Below are 22,966 nucleotides of genomic sequence, written 5' to 3'. Positions count from 1 at the left end.
TCAGCTGCCCTGCGCCGTGACGGGATCGTCAAAGAAGTAGTCGCGCCAGCTGGCCGGCGCGTTCTTGATCGCGCCCACCTTGTGCATGAACTGCGCCAGCGCGAACGTGTTCTGCGGCTGCAGCTTGAACTGCACATCGGGATTATTGATGACCTTGATGAGGAAGTCGCGGTCCTGCTTGGCGCCGGTGACGCGCAGGTAAATGTCCGCGGCCTTCTCCGGATTGGCGGCGGCAAAGCTGGCGGCTTCCTTCAGCGCTTCCTGGAAGGCCTTGTAGGTCTTGGGATTGTCGCGGCGGAATTTCTCGGTGGCGAACAGCACGGTCGACGAACTGGGGCCGCCCAGCACGTCATACGAATTGAGCACGATGCGCGCCTTGGGGTTCTCGGCCAGCTCCTGCTCCTGGAAGGGCGGGTTACCGAAATGGCCGGTAATTTCCGTGCCGCCGGCAATGATGGCCGCCGCCGCGTCCGGGTGCGGCAGCGCCACCGAGATCTTGTCCAGCTTGTTGTACTGCGCATCGCCCCACAGCTTGGCCGACGCCAGCTGCAGCACGCGCGATTGCACCGACACGCCCACCGCCGGCACGGCGATGCGGTCCTTGTCCGTGAAGTCGGCGATCGTCTTTACGTTGGGATTGTTGGTCACCAGGTAATAGGGAAAGTTGCCCAGCGACGCCACGCCCTTCACATTCTGCTTGCCGTGCGTGCGATCCCAGATCGTCAAAAGCGGTCCCACGCCCGCCCCCGCGATATCCACAGCCCCCGACAGCAGCGCGTCGTTCACCGCCGAGCCGCCGGACAGCTTGGCCCACTCGACCGAGATATCCACACCTTCGGCCTTGCCGTGCTTTTCGATGAGTTGCTGGTCGCGCGCCACGTTCAGCAGCAGATAGACGATGCCGTATTGCTCGGCAATGCGGATGCGCCCTTCGGCCATGGCCGGCGTGGGCGAAGCCAGCGCCAGCACGGCAAGTATCAGCGCGAGGCCCGCGCCCGTGGCGGTCTGGACCAGTCGATCCCGTAGCGTGGAGGTCAAACGCATGGCGTTCCTTGTGGATAAGTAATGGGGGGCGGATTTAGCTGTGTCAGAACGGCGTATCGCCTTCGATCGTCGTGCGGTAGAGCTTGCGGCGCAGGTGATCCGGCGTGCCGCCCGCCAGGTGGATCAGCGAACGGTTGTCCCAGAACACCAGGTCATGCGGCTGCCATTTGTGGCGGTAGATGTGTTCAGGCCGCACGCTGTGGGCAAACAGTTCGGCCAGCAGCGCGCGGCTCTCGTCTTCGGGCAGTCCTTCGATACGTGTCGTGAAGCCTTCGCTCACGAACAGCGCGCGGCGGCCGTTCTCCGGATGCGTGCGCACCACCGGATGCACCACTTCCTGCACCTGCGCAATCTGCTGCGCGCTCAGGTTCGGACGCCAGTTGCCTTCCTTCTGCAGTTGCCCGTACTGGGCCAGGTAGGAATGCACGCCGCGCTTGCCGTCGATCGCGTCCTTCAGCGCCTGCGGCAGGGTGTCATAGGCCAGGTGCATGTTCGCGAACAAGGTGTCGCCGCCTTCGGCCGGCAGCTCCTGCGCATGCAGCAGCGACCCCAGGCTGGGCAGTTCCTTGTACGAAATGTCCGAGTGCCAGTATTTGCCCGCGTCGCCCAGACCGATCGGCTTGCCGTCTTCCAGAATGTTCGAGACCGTCAGGATCTCGGGATGGCCGGACAGGTGGAACTGGTGCAGCACGTGAATCATCAGGCGGCCGAAGCGGCGGCTGAAGTCAATATGCTGCTGGGGCGTGATGCGCTGGTCGCGGAACACCAGCAGGTGATGGTCCAGATGCGCCTTGTGCACGCGCGCAAAATCCGCAGGCGTCAGTTCGCGCGACAGGTCCAGGCCAATGATTTCCGCGCCCAGGGGACCGGGCAGGGGGCGCACGTCAAAGGACTGCGCCTGGAGCTGGGGGGCGGCGGGCGCTTCGCGCCGCAAGGCATTGCTCTGGGACATCGATCGCTCCGAATTCGCCTTGCGGCATGGCTGGAACGACCGATTATGGAAACCGCGCCATGTATCTCAAACGAAGATATCGGCGTTTGATCAAAGCTTTACGTCATATAGAAAAAAGCCGCGGGGCGCCCCCGCGGCTTCATGGTCATCCGCTTATAAGCAAATAGCGTATCGGTCCTTACTTGGCCGGCATGAAGGCCTCGACCAGTTTCACCCAATACGTCGCGCCCACCGGCAGCAGCGCGTCGTTGAAGTCGTAGTTGGGGTTGTGAAGCTGGCACGGTCCCATGCCGTGATAGGACTCCATCCGATGATCGCCGTCGCCGTTGCCCAGGAACAGATACGAGCCCGGCACGGATTTCAGGAAGAACGAAAAGTCCTCCGCCCCCATGAACGGCGGCATGTCGCGCAGCACGTTTTCCGCGCCAAAGGTGTCTTCGGCCACCTTGGCCGCAAACGCGGTTTCCTTTTCCCAGTTCACCAGCGGCGGGTACGCGCGCACGAAATCCAGCTCGCCCGTGCCGCCATAGACCTGCGGCAGCGTGGTCGCGATGCGGCGCATGTCGGCCTCGATCTTGTCCAGCGTCTCAACCGAATACGTGCGCACCGTGCCGCGCAGCACGGCTTCGCCGGGAATCACGTTGTAGGCATCGCCCGCATGAATCTGCGTGATCGACAGCACCGCCTGATCCAGCGGATTCTTGCTGCGCGAGATGACGGTCTGCAGCGCGTGCACCATGTCGGCGGCCACGATGATGGGGTCCACGGACGAATGCGGCTGGGCGGCATGGCCCCCGACGCCCTTGATCACGATGTCCCAGCGGTTGCTCGACGCCATCGTCGGCCCGGCCCGGAAGCCGAACTGGTTGACCGGCATGCCCGGCATGTTGTGGATGCCGAACACCGCATCGCAGGGAAACTTGTCGAACAGCCCGTCCCGCATCATGGCGCGCGCGCCGGCATTACCGCCTTCCTCGGCCGGCTGAAAGATGAACACGATCGTGCCGTCAAAATTGCGATGCGTGGACAAGTATTGCGCGGCGCCCAGCAGCATCGTCGTGTGCCCGTCATGACCACAGCCATGCATGCGCCCGCTGATCGTGGACTTGTGGGCAAACCGGTTGTGCTCCGGCATCGGCAGCGCGTCCATGTCGGCGCGCAGCCCGATGGTCTTGCCGCCGCTGCCCGCGCGCAAAATGCCCACCACACCAGTTTTCCCCAGCCCCGTGTGGACTTCCAGTCCCCAGCCCCGAAGGCGTTCGGCCACCAAGTTGGACGTGCGCGTTTCCTGGAACGCCAGTTCGGGATGCGCATGGATATCGCGCCGCAGGGCGGTCAGATCCCCGTGTACGCGTTCAATTTCGGCAATGGTTTTCATGGCTGTGGATAAGCTGTCTGGATTGAAGGAGGGCGCACGCACAAATGGCCTGCTGGTCGGGGAATTCTCGCGCCGCCCCGCGTGCCGCGTCCAGCCCTTTTTCGGCGCAGGTCACGCGGCATCGTTCAGATGGCAGGCGCTGAACTGCCCCGGCGCGATCTCCCGCAGGAGGGGGCGCTCGGCCTTGCAGCGCGGCATGGCATGGGGACACCGCGGGTGAAACGCACACCCCGAGGGCGGATCCAGCGGCGAGGGCAGCTCGCCCCTAATGGGCTGATACGCGCGCCGCCCGGGCGTCAGCGTCGGCAGCTCCTTGAGCAACGCCTGCGTGTACGGATGGTTGGCGCGCGCGAACACCGTATCGGTATCGGCCAGCTCGACGATGCGTCCCAGATACATGATCGCCACGCGGTCCGAGATATGGCTGACCACGCTGAGGTTGTGGCTGATGAACAGATATGTCAGGTCCAGCTCATCGCGCAACCGTTCGAACAGGTTCAGCACCTGCGCCTGGATCGACACATCCAGCGCGGCCACGGCCTCGTCGCAGACGATCACCGAGGGCTTGAGCGCCAATGCCCGCGCAATGCCGATGCGCTGGCGCTGGCCGCCCGAGAACTGATGGGGATAACGCTGTGCAAAGCTCGGGTCCAAGCCCACTTGGCGCATCAGCCCGGCCACATAGTCCTGTTTGTCCCGCGAGCGGATCAGGCCGTGCGCCGCGGGCGCTTCCCCGATGATGTCGCGCACGCGCATGCGCGGGTTCAGCGACGCGTACGGATCCTGGAAGATCATCTGCACGCCCAGCTCGTACGCGCGCCGCTCCGCGCCCTTCATGGCTTGCACGGGCTTGCCCTGGTAATCCACCCGGCCCGCCGTCGGCGGCAGAATGCCCGACACGATGCGGCCCAGCGTGGATTTTCCACAGCCCGACTCACCGACGATGCCGATTACCTCGCCAGGCCTGACCGCCAGGTCAACGCCGGCCACGGCATGCACCACCTGCGTCTTCAGGCCCGCGCCAAGCAGGTTGGCGATGCGGCCGGCCAGATCCACCGGCTGCACGAAGCGCAGTTCGACGTCGCGCAGGGCGAGGATCGGCGTGGGATTGGGTGTGAGATTGTGTTGGGCCTCGTTCATATCGCGTCCGGCGCTCCAGCATGCCAGCAGCGCACCCATTGCGCCGGGCGAACCTCGACGGGCGGCGGCTCGGCCAGACAGGCGTCCGTCGCACGCGGACAGCGCCCGCGAAACGCACAGCCCTGCGGCAGATTCAACAGCGACGGCGTCATGCCGGGAATCGGCACCAGCGGCTTGCCGCGCGACGCCGGCGTCGGAATGGAAGCGATCAGCCCGTGCGTATAAGGATGCATCGGATGGTTGATGACCGCCTCGGTGCTGCCCGTTTCCACGACGCGCCCCGCATACATCACCGACACGCGGTCGGCCAGCCCCGCCACCACGGCCAGGTCATGCGTGATCCAGATGAGGCCGGTTCCCGTTTCGCGGCAGAGCTTCTGCACCTCGAACAGGATCTGGCCTTGTATCGTGACGTCGAGCGCCGTGGTGGGCTCGTCCGCAATGATCAGGCGCGGTGAATTCAAGAGCGCAATGGCGATGGCCACCCGCTGGCGCATGCCGCCCGACAGCTGATGCGGATACGTCCGCAGCCGCTCCTCCGGCGACGGAATGCCGACCATCGCCAGCGTCTGCAGCGCGCGCCGGCGCGCCTCGTCGCGCGACACCTGGGCATGCGCCTGCACCGCTTCGATCATCTGCGTATCCACGCGCAGCACCGGATTGAGCGTCATCATCGGGTCCTGGAAGATCATCGCGATCTCCTGTCCCCGCAACTGGCGCCACCGCGCAGGCGTCGCCGCGCGCAGGTCCTCGCCGTTGAGCAGCACCTGGCCATCGACAATGCGGCCGGGTTCATCCAGCAAGCCCATCAAGGAAAAACCCGTGATGCTCTTGCCCGACCCGGATTCGCCGACGAGGCCCAGGATCTCTCCTTCGGCCAGCGTCAGGTCCACGCCGTCCACCGCCTTCACCACGCCGTTGCGCGTGAAGAAATGCGTCTTCAGGCCATGCACTTCAAGGACGGGGGCAGGGCCAGGCAGGGGACGTTGCGCCGCAAGTGTCTGCATCGCTCTCGTCCTCAGTTCGCGTGCCGCGGGTTGAGCACATCACGCAGGTGGTCGCCCACCAGGTTGATGGCGATGATGGCCAACGCCAGCGCAATGCCGGGAAAGAACGAAATCCAATACTGGCCGGACAGCAGATACTCAAAGCCGTTGTAGATCAGCATGCCCAGCGACGGCTCGGTCACCGGCACGCCGACGCCCAGGAACGACAGCGTCGCTTCCAGCGCGATCGCGTGCGCCAGGTCGATCGTGGCGATCACGATGAGCGGCGGCATGCAGTTCGGCAACACGTGCCGGAACAGCACGCGCGACCACGACAACGACATGCAGCGCGCCGCCTCCACATATTCCTTGCCGCGCTCGACCAGCGCCGCGCCGCGAGCGGCGCGCGCAAAATACGCCCACTGCACGACGATCAGCGCGATGATCACCTTATCCACACCCTTGCCCAGAATCGCCAGCAACATCAGCGCCACCAGGATCGCCGGGAACGACAACTGGATATCCACAACCCGCATCAACAGGGCATCGATGCGCCCGCCAAAGTAAGCGGCGATCAGCCCGACCGTGGCCCCAATGGCAAAGGCCGCCAGCACCGACACGGTCGCCACCATGAGGCTCGTGCGCATGCCGTAAAGAATGGCGGAAAAGAGATCGCGCGCCTGGCCGTCGGTGCCCAGCAGGTAGCGCATCGAACCATCCCCGCTTTCGCTGCCCGGCTTGAGCTTCGAATCCATGATGTCCAGGCTGGCCAGATCGTACGGATTCTGCGGCGCGATCCACGGCGCCAGCAGCGCCGCCCCCACGATCACGATCAGCATCACCAGGCCCAACGTGGCAAGCTTGCTGGCAAAAAAGTCCGACACGAAGCGGCGCCAGGGCGATTGCTCTTTCGTCGGGGCCGGAGGCGAGGCAACGGTGGCGGGCGTGTTCATCGGCGGCTATCCAGGCGTACGCGGGGGTCCAGCACCGTGTAGATGATGTCCACCACCAGATTCAACATGACCAGGAAGAAAACGATCAGCAGCAGATACGCCACCACCACCGGGCGGTCCAGGTTGATGATGGAATCGATCAGCAGCTTGCCCATGCCTGGCCACGAAAACACGGTTTCCGTTACGACGGCAAACGCCATCACCTGGCCAAACTCCAGGCCCGCTACCGTCACCACCGGAATCAGAATGTTCTTGAGCAGATGCACGCCCAGCACGCGCTTTTCCGACAGGCCCTTGGCGCGCGCGAACTTGATGTAATCCATCGGCAGCGCCTCTCGCGTGGCGGCGCGCGTCACGCGGATGATCATCGCGCACTTGGCCAAGGCGATGGTCGCGGCGGGCAATGCCAGGTTCCGCCAGCCATCGAACGTCAACACGCTCAACTGCAGCGAACCGATGCTGACCGTGTCGCCGCGCCCGCCCGCCGGCACCCAGCCCAGCATCACCGCAAACACCATGATGAGCATCAGGCCCACCCAGAAATTCGGCAATGAAAAGCCCAGCACCGAGCCCGTCATGATCGCGCGCGAACCCACCGCCGCAGGCTTCAAGCCAGCCAGAATGCCGAGCGGCACGCCGATCAGCACCGACAGCAGCATCGCCACACAGGCCAGTTCCACCGTGGCCGGCATGCGCTCCAGGATCAGATGCATGGCCGGCTCGCCGGTCAGGAAGCTGTTGCCGAAGTCGCCGCGCACCGCTTGGCTCATGAAGATCAGATACTGCCGCCACAACGGCTGGTCCAGCCCCAGCGATGCGCTGATCGCTGCGCGCTGCGCCTCGGTCGCTTCGGGACTGGCCAGCATCGAGACGGGATCGCCGACCATGTAAATGCCGGCAAAGACCAACGCCGACATGACGAGCATGACGACGATGGTCTGCAGCAGCCTTCTGACGATGGTTGCAAGCACGAGAGATGGCCCGGCGCGCTTACTTCTTCAGCGTTGCGTTCTGCGCCAGCGTAACCTGGTCCGGACGGCCCTGGTAGCGGATGTCGTTCTTCATGGCCCAGACCGACAGCTCGAAATGCACCGGCAGCATTGCAAAGTCATCCATCGCGATATTGCTTGCCGTCGACAGCAACTCCGCACGCTTGGCATCGTCCATCGTGGACGACGCCTGTTTCACCAGGTCATCCATCTTGGGGTTGGAATAACGGCTGCGATTCGTCGTGCCCTGGCCCGCTTCCGGATTGCGCGTCATCAGCAGCGACGTCAACGCGTTGGACATTTCACCGCTGGTCACCGACCAGCCCGCCAGATACGCCGAGAACGAATAGCTGTCGCGGTTCTTGAAGAACACCGGAGGCGCCATCGCGTCCACGCTGGTCTTCACGCCGATGCGTGTCCACATCGACGCGATGGCCTGCGCCACCTTCGAATCGTTGACGTAGCGGCCGGACGGGGATCCCAACGTAATCGAAAAGCCATTCGGATAGCCTGCTTCCTTGAGCAGCGCCTTGGCCTTCTCGACATCGGCCTTTGGCGCCTTCGAATGCTCCTTGCTGGCGCCAAACATGGGGTAGGGCAGCAGGTTGCCGGCGGGCAGAGCGACGCCACCCATCACGCGCTCAACAAGCGCATCGCGATTGATTGCCAGCGACAAAGCCTCTCGCACGCGCTTGTCTTTCATCGGATTCTTTTCGGTGCCTTGCACGCCGGGCGACGGCTCCGCGTACTGGTCCAGCGCCACGTACACCACGCGCACCGACGGCGTTTCCTCGACAAATAGCTTCTTGTCGGACTTGAGCTTGGGCAGGTCGTCGGTGGGAGGATCCTCGATCATGTCCACGTCGCCGGCCAGCAGCGCGGCCACGCGCGCGGCCGCATTGCTGATGGGGCGATAGACCACGCGATCCCACTCGGGCTTCTTGCCCCAGTAGTTGTCATTACGCGCCAGCACAAACTCAGCGCCGCGCTTCCACGACACAAACTTGTACGGGCCCGTTCCGATCAGGCCATCGCCGCTGTTCAATTCGGTCGTCGTCTTGCCTTCCGCGGCAGGGCCCGATGCGGCCTTTTTAGACAGGATGGGCAACTGCGCCAGATTCACCAGCAGGTTCGGCGCGACATCCTTGGTAGTGATGCGGATCGTCATCGGATCCACGGCTTCGGTCTTGGCTACCGAACCCAGATACAGCGTGAACGGCGACGGGCTGTTCGGCACCTTCGGCACGCGGTCATACGTAAACACGACGTCCTCGGCGGTAAACGGCGTGCCGTCGGAGAACTTCACGTTCGGCCGCAGCTTGAAGGTCCAGACCTTGCCATCGACAGTCCACGATTCCGCCAGCGAAGGCTGCGGCTTGAGCTGCGCGTCGGTGGCGACCAGCGTATCGAAGATGGTCTGGGAGATCTGCGTATTCGGGGTCAACGCGTGGTATTGCGGATCCATCGAAGACGGCTCGGTCTTCAGGCCGATCACCAGATCGCGCGCCATGGCCGAACTGTAGGTGCCACAGGCCATCACCACCGCGGCTGCGCCGCAGGCCAAGACACGCGAAAACCGAGATGCCATCGTGATCTCCCAGAGTTGTTTCGGGTTTTGAACCTCGGGGCCACAGTAACCAGCAAACAACGCGCCGCGCAACAGTTATATTCCCCTATTGTTTAGCCTCGCCATCTGCCCTGATATGTCCGCCTACGCTCCCATCGCCGCCATCGCCACCGCCCCCGGAAGAGGCGGCATCGGCGTCGTGCGCATTTCTGGTGCGGACCTGTCCGGATTGGTGCGGCGCCTCTTCCAGCGCGATCTCACACCGCGCCACGCACACTATCTTCCGTTCAAGACGGTGGACGGCGAACTGCTGGACGAAGGCATTGCAATCTACTTTCGCGCGCCGCATTCCTACACCGGCGAAGACGTGCTGGAACTGCAGGGCCACGGCGGCCCGGCCGTGCTGCGGCGCGTGCTCGATAGCTGTCTTGTCGCGGGCCGGGACCACGGCGTGCGCCTTGCCGAGCCCGGCGAATTCACGCGCCGCGCGTTTCTGAACGACCGCATGGATCTGGCGCAGGCCGAGGCCGTTGCCGACCTGATCGAAGCGTCCTCCGTGGCCGCCGCGCGCGGCGCCATGGCTTCGCTTTCGGGCGAATTTTCGGCGCGCGTGAACGACCTGTCCGATCGCATCATTCACCTGCGCATGCTGGTCGAGGCGACGCTGGATTTCCCGGAAGAAGAAATCGACTTCCTCGAAAAGTACCAGGCTCGCCCCACGCTCGACGCCTTGGCGGGCGATCTGTCCGCGCTGATTGCCCAGGCGCGCCAAGGCGTCATCCTGCGCGAAGGCCTGCACGTCGTCCTGGCCGGCCAGCCAAACGTCGGCAAGTCCAGCCTGCTCAATGCGTTGGCAGGCGACGACATCGCCATCGTCACGCCCATCGCGGGCACCACACGCGACAAGGTGGTGCAGGAAATCCATATAGACGGCGTTCCGCTGCATATCGTCGACACGGCCGGTCTGCGCGAAACCGAAGACACGGTGGAAAGCATCGGCATCGCGCGCACCTGGCAAGAGATCGAGCGCGCCGACGTCATCCTCCATTTGCAGGATGCCACCCAGCCGGGGGACGAGCTGGACGCGCAGATCACCGCGCGGCTACCTCCGCGCACGCCCGTGCTGAAGGTGTTCAATAAAGTCGACCTGCTGCCCCAACCCTTTACCGCCGGCCCCGGCGAACTGGGTATCTCGGCCAAGCGCGGCGCCGGCCTGGATCTGCTTCGCGCCGAGCTGCTGCAGATCGCGGGTTGGAATCCTGGCGCGGAATCGCCGTGGCTGGCACGCGAACGGCATTTGCATGCGTTGCAGGAGGCCGCGGAACATCTGGAACTGGCCGCCGCGCATGCCAGTCAGGATGACCGGGTGCTGGATCTGTTTGCCGAGGAACTGCGGCTGGCGCATGACAGCCTTTCCAGCATCACTGGCAAGTTCACCAGCGATGACCTGCTGGGGGAGATTTTCTCGAGTTTTTGCATCGGGAAGTGATGAGCATTCCGGACGGCAAACTTCTTCCGTCAATCAGCGCGCAGACCGCATGAGTCGCGTCTCGATCGTCTGACAATTACGGACTTCGTTCCGACCATTTGCGTCACCCACATCTGTCGCTCAGTCGCCACCATCAGTTTGGCGCGTTGGCTGAAGCGAAAACCTCGCACGCCCGCCAAAAAAAACCCGGTCGCTTGAAGATACGCCGCAACGCGCATTTTTGAAACTGCGGCGCTTTAGGCGTCGAACGTCCGGTCGAAAAATAAAAGCGCCGCGACTGCAACGCCCCCCAATCGCGGGATTTACTTTCGAAATAACCAGCATAGACGCCCGAAAATCGCCTAAACAATAATGACCATGTCCTAAATCATTCGCATTTACGGACAAGCTTTGTTTGCAGTTCACCACCATTTTTATGGAGTTAACAATGCAACAACACGTCATTAAATCCCAGGTGCAGGCTATCCGCGTCATCAAGCTTGCAGTTCCTGCGAGCCAACTGACTCAAGGCGGCTCCGGCGGTATCCCGGAGTATTTCTATGCGCCTGACCCGATGAATTTCCGGAACCCGAACGTCACCAAATACGGCTAATAACGCCGATCTTCCGAGGTAAATCAGTCAATATGCGCGGGGCCGTGGCGTCCGGCCCCGCGTATATCCAATCCAGGGGAACAGCAATGCCACAGAGCAACTCTGTCGGAAGCATCCGTGAATTGGTACTCGGACACTTCAGGGAAGATTTGGTCGCCCTTGACCTCCAAGAGAATCGCTTCTCCATCATTCCCGATCTGCCGGTGGCTCGCATTAACGCGTTTATTGCCGCCGGGGGGCAGCATGACCCGGCCTTGGCCACTGCTCTCCAAGAACACGGTCTCCTGGAAAAAGCACTGCGGATCAGGGATGAGCTGAGTTCCTACGAGAACGAAGGGCTTTTTGAAACGAGGTGGACTACCCCGGCCACTCAACATTCCTGGCACAACCCTCTCTTATTGTGGCGGACAGCCCTCACGCTTTGGCACACCGGTATTATTTTGAAGACCAAAGGCTATGCCGGCGTCGTCAGCGCAATAAAGAATACTTCCGTTCGTTCCAGGGCCGCTCAACGCCCGGACAACTTGCAAAGGCTGATGGCACATCTGAACAGGGCATTCATCATCGATATCAGCAGCAACAAGTGTCTGGCCTATAGCCTTGCACTGTGTCTGCTGGCGCGGCGGGCAGGGCATAACGCAAGATTGGTAGTTGGAGTGCGCACCAGACCCTTTGCAAGTCACGCTTGGGTTGAAATCAATAAGGAAGTGGTCAACGACGACCCGAATCTGCGGCGCAAGCTCGCTGTGATCCTGGATCTGTGATGTTGATCGCACACATCGCGGCACTGCCAGCCGAGAGAGATTCATTCCGCCAAGAACTCTCGTCTATTGAAAAGGACCGGCCGAATGGCAGGGTTTTCTATGCGGAATTCCCGGAGGCGTGGTCGAGAATTCCATTTCCCGGTGGCCGGGTGTTGCTGCACGCGCCGAAATACGTTCAAGACCAGATCCTGGGTGCGCCCGAAAAACTGTGTTCTGAAAATTGGCTGACGCACCTGCATTCCATCGACGGACCGTACCTGGTTGTCCGTATGGAAGGCGACTCCATTGAGATATCGCGTAGCCTATATCGTGGGCTGGAAGTTTTCTACACCCGCATTGCGGACCACCTGGCGTTTTCCACAAGTCTCCCACTCCTCCTTCGGCTGAAACAAGACAGGGGCTGGACACTCGATCCTGACTATTGCCAACGCTTCATTCTGGACAGACCCGCATTCTCGGGTGCTACTGCAATATCGGATGTCCGATCCATCTGTTTAGGCCAGTCGGTTCGCAGCGACCTCAGTTCAATTTCAACAATTGGCGTTCAGATGCCTCGCGAACAGTCGTCGGGGCCCATAGAGATACTGACCACAAAACTGTCGACGCTATCCCGTAGTTTTTCCTCTGTATCCCTGAGCTTTTCTGGCGGGCTCGACTCCAGTGCACTTCTTCATTGCCTGTCCAAAGCTGGTGTCGATTTTGAAGCGATCCACGCGGTCAGTCCCTTGCCGTATGCGGACTCGGAGCGCCATGAAGCAGAAAAGGTCGCAGCGGCATACAGCCGAGAGCTCAGCATCGTCCAAATGATCGAAAGCGAGGGCTTGGGGTTTGCTCCCTCGATGCTCGAACAGCCCCAGTACGCATCCCCCTTCGACGTCGATATATTTCGCGCCGCTTGCACTGAAAGACCTCAAGGGCCGGCCCTTCCTCCCACTAACGCTCTCATGGTCACTGGGCACGGAGGCGACCACGTATTTCTGCAAAACCCGAGCTGGAAAGTGGGCTTCGACCGAGTCCGCAAGTTCGATGTCAGCGGATTCTTCATGGATGTGAAGCGACGCTGCACCCTGAAGAAGACCAACTTCTATGCTGGCCTGTGGCAGAACATAAGACTTCTTCTGGGTCGGCACGCAGACAGCCGCGGACTTCACCTGCCGACATGGTTGCCAGGTCGCGCAAGAACACTTGCCGCCGATGATCACTATCTGTTGGCTGGCATGGACCCCAGGACGGCGAAATTCGAGCACGTTCGCTCGATTCTGCTTGGCCTTAGCACCATCGAGCTGCACAGCCCCGACAACAACTCGACGCTCCATCCACTCCTGTTGCCGGATGTTGTCGGAACGGTGCTGTATCGGCCCGTGCGGGAACTGTTCAACGCGCAACATGACAGGGTGTATTTCCGGCGTGATTTCCATGACTCGGCAGGTCACGATTTCGCCTGGAGAAAGTCAAAGCGCTCATCCTCGGCCAGCCTATTCAAATACTTCAGGGATAACCAGGATCCGCTGCTGGAATGGCTTGCAGATGGGATTGTCGCCAGACAATTAATGCTTGACGCCGACGAACTGAGAAAGAGCCTGATGATGAATGGGCAAGTCTATCTGGATGATGACTTTCCCGCCCTCATCAACCTCATCCAGCTGGAAGGATTTGTTCAGTCCTTGCGACGCCATTCCCAGTAGGGGGTGAGAGACCATGAGAAACAAGCCATTCTTGCGTTTTCTTTTGAGTGGAAGCCTGGGGCGAAAAAGCGTATTGCTCCTAGCTACCGCTTTGTCATTGACTTTGGCATCGGCGGCATTTTCTTCGCTGGGACCGCTGTTGCTCGCGAAAGCAACAGACATCCTTGCCGAAACGTCGATGTCCCGAGGTACCGTGACCGCCGTCGCCTGGATTTCAGGCTTGTATATCTGTTCGATTGCCTTCACCAAGATCTTCAACACAGCATCGTTGTATTTACAAAGCATGCTGCGCCTTCAACTGGTCGAGACAATTTCGCAGAAGTACTTTGCGCTGCTCTGCGAAAAGAACGCGCAATTCTACGTGCAGAATTCCGTGGGCGAGTTGGCGCAGAAGCTCAATCAAGCGTCAAATGATTTATATACCGTGGTCAGAAATGTCGCCTTCAACATTCTGGCGCCCATCGTGCAACTGGTCATGGCCATTGCTGTTGTCTCGACCATCTTGAGCAAAGCCGTTGGGTTTGCATTCTTGACATACGTCGCTCTCTTTCTTGTCAACAACCACATCTTCTTGAATCGCTTGGCTCCGCATCGGAATCGGGTCATGGAGGCGGGCCGAAGATCCTACGGTGTACTTATCGACTCGGTCATAAACATCATGGCGGCGCGGCAATACAACGGGTTCGATGTATTGATGGGTCGGTACAAGAACGCGCTGGATACTGATCGCTCAATCCAGCGATCCTACTGGCGCCTGATGATCGCCATGCTATCCATAAACGCCTTGCTCTTTGTACTGATGTTCGGGTGGTGCATCTACTGGATGCTCGCAGGGTCTGCGGCAACCAGCCCCGGCTCTTTCGTATTGTTCACGGGCTACATCCTGCTTCTGGCAGGACCCGTCGAAATGCTGGGCAGCACGCTTGGCGAAGTACATCAGTCGTGGCACAGCGTCGCTGCATTCGTAAAGGAATTGTCCCCACCCAAGCAAGCTGGTTTTTCTGACCGGCTGGCAAATACCGATGATTGCGCCGTTGAATTGAATCAAATCGAATTTGGTTATTCCGACGCGGCTCCGTTTCAGCTCGGACCGATTTCGCTTCGTTTCACTACCGGTGAAAAAATCGCTCTTATCGGCCCCAGCGGCTCAGGCAAATCCACGCTTGCGAAGTTGTTGACGGGTGACTACACGCCATCCCGAGGTGTGATTCGAATATTTGGCAACGATATTTCCACTTTACAGAGAACGTCGCTCAACGACGTGGTCGGAATTGTCGGCCAGGAGACCCATATTTTCAGCGACACCGTGCGCTTCAATATGCGGATCGCAAACGCAGCTGCTTCCGACAAGGAGATTCTCAAGGCGCTAGAGATGGCGGGTTTCGAGTCCGCCGCAGAATGTGCCACGGGAAATCTCTCCCTGGATTCCCAATTAGGCGAAAGGGGGGTAACGCTGTCCGGCGGGCAGCGCCAACGGCTTGCCCTCGCACGATTATTTCTGAGAAAACCGCGAATCCTGATTATCGATGAAGGCACGTCTTCGCTGGACGTCCTGACAGAACGTCGAGTCATTGACAGTATCTACACCCACTTTATTGATTGCACGATTATCTCGATAAGCCATAGAACCTCCGCCCTGACGTATTCAGAACGCGTGGTCGTCATCAAGGATGGGCTCCTGCAAGGCGACGGTCCCAAATCAACAATGGTTTTTAGCAGCGACTACCTGCATTCAATGATCGAAATGTCGGAGATCAGAGCGGGTTGATGCAATCTGGCCCACGTATTGATTAGGAGCATCAATTGAAACTGAAGGAACTATCGCTTGCCAGCGTGATGGCCGTCGTTCTGCTTGCCCCGCCCTCGCAGGTTTGGGCCCAGCAGTACAGGTCGGACGCACCACCGATCGAGGATTTCAAGATGCCGCAGGGCGACCCGTGTACGGGACACAGGCCGCAATGCACACCAATAGCGCCGCCTTTCGATTCAGATCCGTCATACCCCGCGGGCCACCCTTTGCCCTCAGGGTGCGTTTGCCCGACGACCATTCTGTTCTAACGCCGCGAAAGCTACCTTAGGGCTCGTTGGCTCAACAACAGCTGGACAGCACAACCATCATCTTTCGTTCGCGCCGAAGTGCCGCCACCCAAGTCGAGACTTGGCTGCATTTCGGCCGCCATGCCCCCCCTCGAAGCCCATCCCTCTGGGCGCCCCCGAAACGACCATCGTCAAGGCCTGGGCCGATCACTTTTTGATCAGTCCCCACGAGTTCTTGCGCACACTCCTCCCCTCAAATGCCCCTTTTTAACGGCAGCTCACAGGCCCTTTCAGGCCCCTCTAAAGGGCTCGAAATCGGGTAGGCACATCCGTGGATTTCAGGGTAAAAGTGCCGCGTCGGGGGCCAAATCCTTCTATCAGGCCTGTGGATAACTCCTAAGTGGCGCGCTTGTGCACATGTTGTGGAGGCAAGTTGAACAAGCAGGGGTTTCGTACGTGGTCCAAAATCTTGTCCAACTTCAGCTTTTTTCCCACACAGAGTTCTTGCACAGGCAAAAACGGCCGTAAGGCGATGAAAAGAAAGAGGTTTTTAAGGTTAAGGTAGTTATCCACAGCCCTTATTAATCATTAGTCTTTATATAAATAGAAAAAAAGGAAAAGCCAAACATGCTTTCCTATCCCGCCCATCCACCGCCCCCCGGACTGCGTCCATGCGTATCCTCCTGATCGAAGATGAAGCTGAACTTGCCCGCTGGCTGTCCAGAAGCCTGGCCAGACATGCCGGCTTTGTCGTGGAGTGGGCAGATGACGGTCTGGTTGCCGAAAGAAGGTTGGCCGTCGAAGATTTCGATGCGGTCATCCTTGATCTGGGACTACCCGGCATGGATGGCCATACTTTGCTGGCGAAGATTCGCGCGCGGGACGACCGTACGCCGGTGCTGGTCTTGACCGCGCGCGATTCACTGGCCGAGAGAATCGGAACACTTCACGAGGGAGCGGACGATTTCCTGCCGAAACCCTTTGTTGTGGAAGAGTTGGAAGCGCGATTGATTGCGCTGATTCGCCGCAGCCGCGGGCGCGAACATCCGCGCCTGGCGCTGGGAAACTTGGTTTTTGAAACGTCCGCGCAGAAATTCACGGTCAATGGACAGCCCTTGCAGTTATCCCCACGTGAACAGGCGGTACTACGGGTACTGATCCAGAAAAGCGGCGAACCCATCAACAAGCAGCAGATCCTGGACCGCATCCTCACGGACGATGCCGACATCAACCTGGAAGCCATCGAGGTCCTGGTGCACCGGTTGCGCAAAAAATTGGCGGAAACCGGTGTTCAGATCGTGACCATGCGCGGCATGGGGTACTGCCTGGAGAACCTTGTTGACAACTAGGAGTCCGCAAAACAGCGTTGATTTTTCGGCGAAAAAGCGCGCCCGAACGCTGAAAACGCAGTTGCTCTGGTGGCTGATTCCCACGTTGGTCTTCGTGATGATGGGTGCGCTCTGGCTGTCCAACCACCAGTTGCGCAACCAGGTCGACAATGCCTACGACCGGTCTCTCGCCGGCGCGCTTCGCGCGATCGACCACAACATATCCACAGCCAGCGGTGGATTAGCCATGGAGCAGCCATACCTGATGCTGGAATTTTTCGAGCTGACGGCCAATGGCAGCGTGTTCTACCGGGTGGCAACCGAAGACGGGCTGGCTGAAATCGGCCATCCGGGGCTGCCCCTGCCGGAGCAGCCCCTGGTGTCGGGCGAACCGCGGTTTTTCTATGCGACCTACCAGGGGCAGCCCGTCCGGGTCGCGGCATTGGCCCGGCCCATGGATCCCCCCTTGTACGCAAATCAGGGCGGCCGGGTCATCGTGCAGGTCGCGGAGGGCCTGGAAAGCCGTCAGGCGTTCCTCCACAAGGTTTTGGTGCGCTCGGTGGAGCGGGACCTTGCCGTGATCCTCATAAGCGTCCTGCTGATCATCCTGGGCGTTTTCATGGCCCTGCGCCCCCTCGAGCGGTTGCGGCAGGAAGTCAAAGGCCGGTCTGCAGACGATTTAAGCCCCGTCAGCGCGTCCGACATGCCAGGGGAGGTCCTACCCCTGGTGGCGGCCGTAAACCTCCACATGGCCCGTTTTGCGGCCTTGGGGAGGGTGCAGGCGCAGTTCCTGGACGACGCATCGCACCAATTGCGTACGCCTTTGTCGGTTTTGCGGACCCAGACGGCCTATGCCTTGCGCGAAACAGACCCCCAGGAGGTCCGTACAGCCCTTCTGGCGATGCAAGAGGGGTTGGACAGGGCCGTACGCACCACCAACCAGATGCTCGCTCTGGCGCGCGCTAAAGACGCCTCGCTGGCCGAAGGCGGTTTGGCGCCCGAATCGGTGGACCTGGTCGACCTGGCCGACGGGGTGATCCGCACCCAATTACCCAATGCCCGCGCCCGGCAGTTGGACATCGGCCTGGAGGCCGACCGCAGGCCGGTTTTGGTTAGCGGGGCGGAGTGGCTGCTGCGGGAGGCGGTCAGCAACCTGGTCGACAACGCCATCCGCTATGCATCCTCCGGCGGCGTGGTCACCGTCCGGATCGAGGCGGACGCTGGTCAGGTCCGGCTTTTTGTCGAAGACGACGGCCCCGGCATGTCGGACGAGGACATTGCCCGGGCATGCGTGCGCTTTCGGCGGGGCGCCGCCGGCAAGAACACCTCCGGCGCCGGCCTGGGCCTGGCGATCGTGGGCACCATCGCCGAAATCCTGGGCGCACGGCTCGTGCTCGAGAACCGGATCGGGCAACCGGGATTGCGCGCGGCATTGGTGTTTTCCCTGGAAACCGGACCGGATGCTGCGCCGCGTCACGAAATCGGCCGAAATTGAAAGGTTATGGAAAGCTTCGGTTTTGTACGGTTGCGTCCACTGGAGCCGCTGGACGCGATCATTCGCCGCAGCGCCGCTGCCAGCGATACCTAGACCTATAAATCCTGGAGACGCAAGAATGCAGACGATCCTGAAGCTGCGCATCGCAGCCATGGCGGCGCTTGGCGCCATCACCCTGTCCCTCGGCGCGGCACAGGCCGCCGACGAGCCTCGCCGGCCCGAGTGCATCGCGCCGGCGCAGCCCGGCGGCGGATTCGACCTGACGTGCCGCCTGGCCACCGAAGGCCTGAAGCAGAGTGGGGCGCTCAAGAGCGCCATGCGCATCGTCTACATGCCCGGCGGCATCGGCGCGGTGGCGTACAACAACATCGTGGCCCAGCATCCGAACGAGCCGGGCACCATCGTCGCGTTCTCCGGCGGCTCGCTGCTGAACCTGGCGCAGGGCAAGTTCGGCAAGTACAACGTCAACGACGTGCGCTGGCTGGCGGCGATCGGCACCGACTACGGCGTCGCCGTGGTGCGCAACGACTCGCCATACACCGACCTGGAGAGCCTGATGGACGCCTTCAAGCAGGATCCGACCAAGATCGTGCTGGGCGCGGGCGGCACCGTGGGCAGCCAGGACTGGATGAAGGCAGCGCTGACCGCCAAGGCGGCCGGCGTGGACTTCAAGAAAATGCGTTTCGTCGCCTTCGAAGGCGGCGGCGAGGCCGTGACGGCGCTGCGCGGCGGCCATATCCAGGCCTACATGGGCGATGCGGCCGAAGCATTCACCATGCTCGAAGGCGGCGCCCCGATCCGCGTGCTGGCGGTCTTCAACGACCAGCGTCTGCCGGGCAAGCTGGGTTCGGTGCCCACCGCCAAGGAACAGGGCTACGACATCGTCTGGCCGATCATCCGCGGCTTCTACGTCGGTCCCAAGGTGTCCGACGCCGACTACCAGTTCTGGGTGGACGCGTTCAACAAGACGACGGCCGCGCCCGAGTTCGAGAAGCTGCGTCAGCAGCAGGGCCTGTTCCCCTTCAACAAGACCGGCCCCGAACTGGACGCCTACGTCAAAAACCAGGTCAAGCAGTACGGCGAACTTGCCGACACCTTCGGCCTGATCAAAAAGTAAGCCGGCCGCAAGGCCTGACCCCCGATCGCGCCCGCAAGGGCACCCCTGCCGCCTGCTCAGGCCGGCGGCAGGTCCCGCTGCGCCGCGCGATCCGACTTGAACGGAAACCTGGATCATGAATGATCGAATCCTGGGCATTGCTGCCCTGGCGTTGGCCGTCTTCATGACGGCCGCCGGCTGGAGCATCGAGGCGCCCTTCGCCTACGAGCCCGTCGGCCCGCGCGCCTTCCCGCTGCTGCTGGCGCTGATCATCGGCCTGTGCGGGCTGTGGCTCGTCTACAAGGGCGGGTACGCCGTCGAGCGCAACCCGGCCGGCGCCAACGGGCGCATCGCGCTGATGGTGGTGTTCGTGACCGCCTACGCGTTTCTCTTCCAGTGGCTGGGCTTCGTTGTCGCCACATCGCTCATGACGATCTTCGTGGGCCGCCTGTTCGGCGGCAGCTGGGTGAAGTGCGCGATCGGCGGCGTCGTCATGAGCCTTTTCTTTTTCGTGCTGTTCGACAAGGTGCTGGACGTCGTCCTGCCCGGCGGACTGCTGGAGAACCTGATATGAGCGGCATTCTCGATCATCTCTCGATAGGCTTTGGCGTCGCGTTTTCGCTGACGAACCTGCTGGTGGCGGCCATCGGTTCCTTCATCGGAACCATGGTGGGCGTGCTGCCGGGGCTGGGGCCGGTCAACGGCGTGGCGATGCTGATCCCGATCGCCTTTGCCATGAATCTTCCGCCCGAAACGGCGCTGATTCTGCTGGCGGCGGTGTATGTGGGCGCCGAATACGGCGGCCGCATCACGGCGATTCTGCTGAACGTGCCGGGCGAGGCCAGCGCCATCATGACGACGCTGGACGGCTATCCGCTGGCGCGGCAGGGCCTGGCCAACGTGGCGTTGTCGTTGTCGGCGTGGTCGGCGTTTTTTGGCGCCATCGTGTCGGTGGTGGGCATCATCCTGCTCGCGCCGATGCTGGCGAAATGGGCCCTCGCGTTCGGTCCCGCCGAATACTTCGTGCTCATGATCTTCGCGTTCTGCTGCCTGACCAGTTTGCTCGGCAAGCAGCCGGTCAAGGGCGTGCTGGCGGCGATGATCGGCCTGTCCATCTCGGTGGTGGGCGTGGACGCGAATTCGGGCGTTTACCGCTACACGTTCGAGTCCGTGCATCTGGCCGATGGCATCGATTTTGTGGTGGTGGTCATCGCGTTGTTCGCGGTCAGCGAGATGCTGGAAATGCTTGAGAAGGTGATGGCCGGCCACAGCGTCGAGGTCAAGCCCAGCGGCCGCAAGCTCTTCAATCTGAAGGAAATGGCCTTCACCTGGTGGAGCGTGGTGCGCAGCGCGCTCGTGGGCTTCGGCGTGGGCGTGCTGCCCGGCGCAGGCGCCAGCGTGGCCGCGGCGGTCGCGTACTCGCAGGAAAAGCGCATCATCGAAGCCAAGGATCCCGAAGCCAAATTCGGCAAGGGCGACATGCGCGGGCTCGTCGCGCCGGAAGCCGCCGCCACTGCGTCCGCAATTGGTTCCTTCGTGCCGATGCTGACGCTGGGCGTGCCCGGTTCCGGCACCACCGCCGTGATGATGGGCGCGCTGACGCTCTACAACATCACGCCGGGTCCGGTCCTGTTCGACACCAAGCCCGAGCTGGTGTGGGGCCTGATCGCGTCGCTGTTCGTGGCGAACGTGCTGCTCTTCGTGATGAACGTGCCGCTGGTGCGGTTCTTCTCCAAGGTGCTTTCGGTGCCGGGCTGGCTGATGGTGCCGGGCATCCTGTGCATCAGCTATATCGGTGTCTACGCGATCAATGCGGGCACGTTCGATCTGCTGCTGGTTGCCGGCATCGGTACGCTGGGCTATTTCCTGCGCAAGTTCGGTGTGCCGATGGCGCCGCTGGTGCTGGGCGTCGTGCTGGGCAACATGATGGAACAGAACCTGCGCCGCGCGCTGTCGATGACGGATGGCGACGTGGTTGTGCTGTTCGCCAGTCCCGTGTCGATTGCCCTGTGGGCGGGCGCGGCGGCGGTGGTCATCGTGCCGCAGATCCTGCGCCGCGTGCGCGCCGCAAGAAAGGTTGCCGCTGGGCCGGTCTGATGAAGCGGGCCTGTGCACCGGCCGGTGCGCGGGCTGACGCAACAAAGCCAGGCCGGCAAATGTTCAGGGGCGCCTTTCGGCGCCCCTTTTTTCAGGCTTGTCGCGGATGCTGGACCCGCGTTTTCATATGTGAGCTTTTACTCAGATATTGAACGATCAAACCTGCTTCAGGCGTTCCAGCGCCGCGTCCAGCGTTGCATCCTTCTTGGCGAAGCAGAAGCGCACGATCCGATGATTCGATTCAGGCGCGTCGGGGTGGCGATAGAACGCGGACACCGGAATCACGGTCACGCCGTGGTTCACTGTCAGGTCGCGCGCGAAGTCGGCTTCGTTCTGCTTGGAGATCTGGCTGTAGTCAGCCAGCAGGAAGAACGTGCCGGGACTGGGCAGCGGCCGGAATCGCGTCTGCGCCAGGCCTTGAGACAAGCGGTCCCGCTTGGCTTGGTAGAACGCAGGCAGGTCCAGGTACGGCTTGGGATCCCGCATGAACTCGGCCAGCGCGAACTGCATCGGCGACGGCACCGTGAACACCATGAACTGGTGCACCTTGCGCAGCTCAGCGCTCAGTTGGCGCGGCGCGCAGCAATAGCCGATCTTCCATCCGGTGGTGTGATAGGTCTTGCCGAACGACGAGATCACAAACGCATGTTCGGCGAGCAGGGGACGGCGCGCGACGCTGGCATGCGGCTTGCCGTCAAACACGATGTGTTCGTAGACCTCGTCCGACACCAGCAGCACGCCCGTGTCGCGGACGATGGCTTCAAGCGCGTCCAGGTCGCTGTCGTCGAGCACCGCGCCCGTGGGGTTGTGCGGGAAGTTCAGCATCAACAGTCGGGTCTTGGACGTGATGGCATCGCGCACACGCTGCCAGTCGATGCGGTAGTAAGGATCGGCTTCGGTGGGCGCGCGCAGCGGCACGGGGACCGCGGTGCCGCCGGCCAGGCGAATCGCCGGCAGGTACGAGTCATAGCATGGCTCGATCACCACCACTTCGTCGCCGCTGCCCACCGCGGCCAGCACCGTTGCCATCAACGCCTCGGTGGCGCCGCTGGTGACCGTGATCTCGGTTTCGGGATCGTAGGCATGGCCATAGAGCTCACGCGTCTTGGCCGCAATGGCTTCGCGCAGCGGCGCGACGCCGGGCATGTACGGATACTGGTTGTGGCCGTCGGCCATCGCTTTGGACACCAGTGCGCACAGCGCGGGGTCTGGATCGAAGTCAGGAAAGCCCTGGCCCAGGTTGATGGCCTTGTGCTCGATGGCCAGGCGGCTCATCACGGTGAATATGGTGGTGCCGACGTCGGGGAGTTTGGAGCGGATCATGTTGGACGCGAAGTGAACACGGGTAGCCGAGGAAAGTTTTCGTAAGTATCC

The 22,966-nt window shown here is 61.6% G+C and carries 19 protein-coding genes; 10 read left to right on the top strand and 9 right to left on the bottom strand.

Annotated features, from left to right (window positions below; translation table 11 throughout):
- The 8 genes from CLM73_RS28795 to CLM73_RS28760 form a co-directional block, all read right to left on the bottom strand.
- Window positions 1-1,044, bottom strand: a complete 1,044-nt coding sequence (locus CLM73_RS28795; protein WP_105241303.1) for an ABC transporter substrate-binding protein — start codon at window positions 1,042-1,044, stop codon at window positions 1-3.
- Window positions 1,045-1,087: 43 nt separating this feature from the next.
- Window positions 1,088-1,996 carry a TauD/TfdA dioxygenase family protein gene (locus tag CLM73_RS28790; RefSeq protein WP_105241302.1) on the bottom strand — a complete coding sequence of 303 codons (909 nt, stop codon included), beginning with the start codon at window positions 1,994-1,996 and terminating at the stop codon, window positions 1,088-1,090.
- A gap of 178 nt (window positions 1,997-2,174) precedes the next feature.
- Window positions 2,175-3,374 (bottom strand): M20 aminoacylase family protein, encoded by a 1,200-nt coding sequence (locus CLM73_RS28785; RefSeq protein ID WP_105241301.1) that lies wholly within the window; start codon window positions 3,372-3,374, stop codon window positions 2,175-2,177.
- A 111-nt stretch (window positions 3,375-3,485) separates the two neighbouring features.
- Complete coding sequence (locus CLM73_RS28780) at window positions 3,486-4,514, bottom strand: ABC transporter ATP-binding protein (protein WP_105241300.1); 1,029 nt, start codon at window positions 4,512-4,514, stop codon at window positions 3,486-3,488.
- Window positions 4,511-5,521, bottom strand: a complete 1,011-nt coding sequence (locus tag CLM73_RS28775) for an ABC transporter ATP-binding protein (protein ID WP_105241299.1) — start codon at window positions 5,519-5,521, stop codon at window positions 4,511-4,513. The genes CLM73_RS28780 and CLM73_RS28775 overlap by 4 nt, the downstream gene beginning before the upstream one ends.
- 11 nt (window positions 5,522-5,532) lie before the next feature.
- Window positions 5,533-6,453, bottom strand: coding sequence for an ABC transporter permease (locus CLM73_RS28770; RefSeq protein WP_105241298.1), 921 nt, complete (start codon window positions 6,451-6,453; stop codon window positions 5,533-5,535).
- Window positions 6,450-7,424, bottom strand: a complete 975-nt coding sequence (locus tag CLM73_RS28765; RefSeq protein WP_105241297.1) for an ABC transporter permease — start codon at window positions 7,422-7,424, stop codon at window positions 6,450-6,452. The genes CLM73_RS28770 and CLM73_RS28765 overlap by 4 nt, the downstream gene beginning before the upstream one ends.
- Window positions 7,425-7,443: 19 nt before the next feature.
- Window positions 7,444-9,030 carry an ABC transporter substrate-binding protein gene (locus CLM73_RS28760; protein ID WP_105241296.1) on the bottom strand — a complete coding sequence of 529 codons (1,587 nt, stop codon included), beginning with the start codon at window positions 9,028-9,030 and terminating at the stop codon, window positions 7,444-7,446.
- A gap of 115 nt (window positions 9,031-9,145) precedes the next feature.
- Here CLM73_RS28760 and mnmE point away from each other — a divergent pair, with 115 nt between their 5' ends.
- From mnmE to CLM73_RS28710, 10 genes are all read left to right on the top strand, one after another.
- Window positions 9,146-10,498 (top strand): tRNA uridine-5-carboxymethylaminomethyl(34) synthesis GTPase MnmE, encoded by a 1,353-nt coding sequence (gene mnmE, locus CLM73_RS28755; RefSeq protein WP_105241295.1) that lies wholly within the window; start codon window positions 9,146-9,148, stop codon window positions 10,496-10,498.
- A 427-nt stretch (window positions 10,499-10,925) separates the two neighbouring features.
- Window positions 10,926-11,090 (top strand): acinetodin/klebsidin/J25 family lasso peptide, encoded by a 165-nt coding sequence (locus CLM73_RS28750; protein WP_158685952.1) that lies wholly within the window; start codon window positions 10,926-10,928, stop codon window positions 11,088-11,090.
- Between the two features lie 86 nt (window positions 11,091-11,176).
- A complete protein-coding gene (locus tag CLM73_RS28745) occupies window positions 11,177-11,854 on the top strand; it encodes a lasso peptide biosynthesis B2 protein (RefSeq protein WP_158685951.1) in 678 nt (225 codons plus the stop codon).
- Window positions 11,854-13,539 (top strand): hypothetical protein, encoded by a 1,686-nt coding sequence (locus tag CLM73_RS28740; protein ID WP_105241292.1) that lies wholly within the window; start codon window positions 11,854-11,856, stop codon window positions 13,537-13,539. Before CLM73_RS28745 ends, CLM73_RS28740 begins: the two co-directional genes overlap by 1 nt.
- 13 nt (window positions 13,540-13,552) lie before the next feature.
- Window positions 13,553-15,307, top strand: coding sequence for an ATP-binding cassette domain-containing protein (locus tag CLM73_RS28735; protein ID WP_105241291.1), 1,755 nt, complete (start codon window positions 13,553-13,555; stop codon window positions 15,305-15,307).
- A gap of 940 nt (window positions 15,308-16,247) precedes the next feature.
- Window positions 16,248-16,925, top strand: a complete 678-nt coding sequence (locus CLM73_RS28730) for a response regulator (RefSeq protein WP_105241290.1) — start codon at window positions 16,248-16,250, stop codon at window positions 16,923-16,925.
- Window positions 16,915-18,399, top strand: a complete 1,485-nt coding sequence (locus CLM73_RS28725; protein WP_418904928.1) for a sensor histidine kinase — start codon at window positions 16,915-16,917, stop codon at window positions 18,397-18,399. Before CLM73_RS28730 ends, CLM73_RS28725 begins: the two co-directional genes overlap by 11 nt.
- A 118-nt stretch (window positions 18,400-18,517) precedes the next feature.
- Window positions 18,518-19,516 carry a Bug family tripartite tricarboxylate transporter substrate binding protein gene (locus CLM73_RS28720; protein WP_105241289.1) on the top strand — a complete coding sequence of 333 codons (999 nt, stop codon included), beginning with the start codon at window positions 18,518-18,520 and terminating at the stop codon, window positions 19,514-19,516.
- A gap of 115 nt (window positions 19,517-19,631) precedes the next feature.
- Window positions 19,632-20,069, top strand: a complete 438-nt coding sequence (locus CLM73_RS28715) for a tripartite tricarboxylate transporter TctB family protein (protein WP_105241288.1) — start codon at window positions 19,632-19,634, stop codon at window positions 20,067-20,069.
- A complete protein-coding gene (locus CLM73_RS28710; RefSeq protein WP_105241287.1) occupies window positions 20,066-21,592 on the top strand; it encodes a tripartite tricarboxylate transporter permease in 1,527 nt (508 codons plus the stop codon). The genes CLM73_RS28715 and CLM73_RS28710 overlap by 4 nt, the downstream gene beginning before the upstream one ends.
- Window positions 21,593-21,748: 156 nt before the next feature.
- Here the strand turns inward: CLM73_RS28710 and CLM73_RS28705 are convergent, their stop codons facing one another.
- A complete protein-coding gene (locus tag CLM73_RS28705) occupies window positions 21,749-22,915 on the bottom strand; it encodes a pyridoxal phosphate-dependent aminotransferase (protein WP_105241286.1) in 1,167 nt (388 codons plus the stop codon).
- Between the last annotated feature and the right edge of the window lie 51 nt (window positions 22,916-22,966).

It is taken from the genome of Achromobacter spanius (assembly GCF_002966795.1).
Lineage (GTDB): Bacteria > Pseudomonadota > Gammaproteobacteria > Burkholderiales > Burkholderiaceae_B > Achromobacter > Achromobacter spanius_D.
Note: the sequence above shows the minus strand (reverse complement) of the source record. Positions and strands in the feature narration are given on the sequence as shown.

Excerpts from the sequence above, each read along its gene's own strand:
- CLM73_RS28785 (WP_105241301.1), bottom strand. The coding sequence starts at position 3,374 with ATGAAAACCATTGCCGAAATTGAACGCGTACACGGGGATCTGACCGCC.
- CLM73_RS28790 (WP_105241302.1), bottom strand. The coding sequence starts at position 1,996 with ATGTCCCAGAGCAATGCCTTGCGGCGCGAAGCGCCCGCCGCCCCCCAG.
- CLM73_RS28780 (WP_105241300.1), bottom strand. The coding sequence starts at position 4,514 with ATGAACGAGGCCCAACACAATCTCACACCCAATCCCACGCCGATCCTC.
- CLM73_RS28710 (WP_105241287.1), top strand. The coding sequence starts at position 20,066 with ATGAGCGGCATTCTCGATCATCTCTCGATAGGCTTTGGCGTCGCGTTT.
- CLM73_RS28795 (WP_105241303.1), bottom strand. The coding sequence starts at position 1,044 with ATGCGTTTGACCTCCACGCTACGGGATCGACTGGTCCAGACCGCCACG.
- CLM73_RS28735 (WP_105241291.1), top strand. The coding sequence starts at position 13,553 with ATGAGAAACAAGCCATTCTTGCGTTTTCTTTTGAGTGGAAGCCTGGGG.
- CLM73_RS28745 (WP_158685951.1), top strand. The coding sequence starts at position 11,177 with ATGCCACAGAGCAACTCTGTCGGAAGCATCCGTGAATTGGTACTCGGA.
- CLM73_RS28730 (WP_105241290.1), top strand. The coding sequence starts at position 16,248 with ATGCGTATCCTCCTGATCGAAGATGAAGCTGAACTTGCCCGCTGGCTG.
- CLM73_RS28720 (WP_105241289.1), top strand. The coding sequence starts at position 18,518 with ATGCAGACGATCCTGAAGCTGCGCATCGCAGCCATGGCGGCGCTTGGC.
- CLM73_RS28740 (WP_105241292.1), top strand. The coding sequence starts at position 11,854 with ATGTTGATCGCACACATCGCGGCACTGCCAGCCGAGAGAGATTCATTC.
- CLM73_RS28760 (WP_105241296.1), bottom strand. The coding sequence starts at position 9,030 with ATGGCATCTCGGTTTTCGCGTGTCTTGGCCTGCGGCGCAGCCGCGGTG.
- CLM73_RS28775 (WP_105241299.1), bottom strand. The coding sequence starts at position 5,521 with ATGCAGACACTTGCGGCGCAACGTCCCCTGCCTGGCCCTGCCCCCGTC.
- CLM73_RS28715 (WP_105241288.1), top strand. The coding sequence starts at position 19,632 with ATGAATGATCGAATCCTGGGCATTGCTGCCCTGGCGTTGGCCGTCTTC.
- CLM73_RS28705 (WP_105241286.1), bottom strand. The coding sequence starts at position 22,915 with ATGATCCGCTCCAAACTCCCCGACGTCGGCACCACCATATTCACCGTG.
- CLM73_RS28770 (WP_105241298.1), bottom strand. The coding sequence starts at position 6,453 with ATGAACACGCCCGCCACCGTTGCCTCGCCTCCGGCCCCGACGAAAGAG.
- CLM73_RS28750 (WP_158685952.1), top strand. The coding sequence starts at position 10,926 with ATGCAACAACACGTCATTAAATCCCAGGTGCAGGCTATCCGCGTCATC.
- mnmE (WP_105241295.1), top strand. The coding sequence starts at position 9,146 with ATGTCCGCCTACGCTCCCATCGCCGCCATCGCCACCGCCCCCGGAAGA.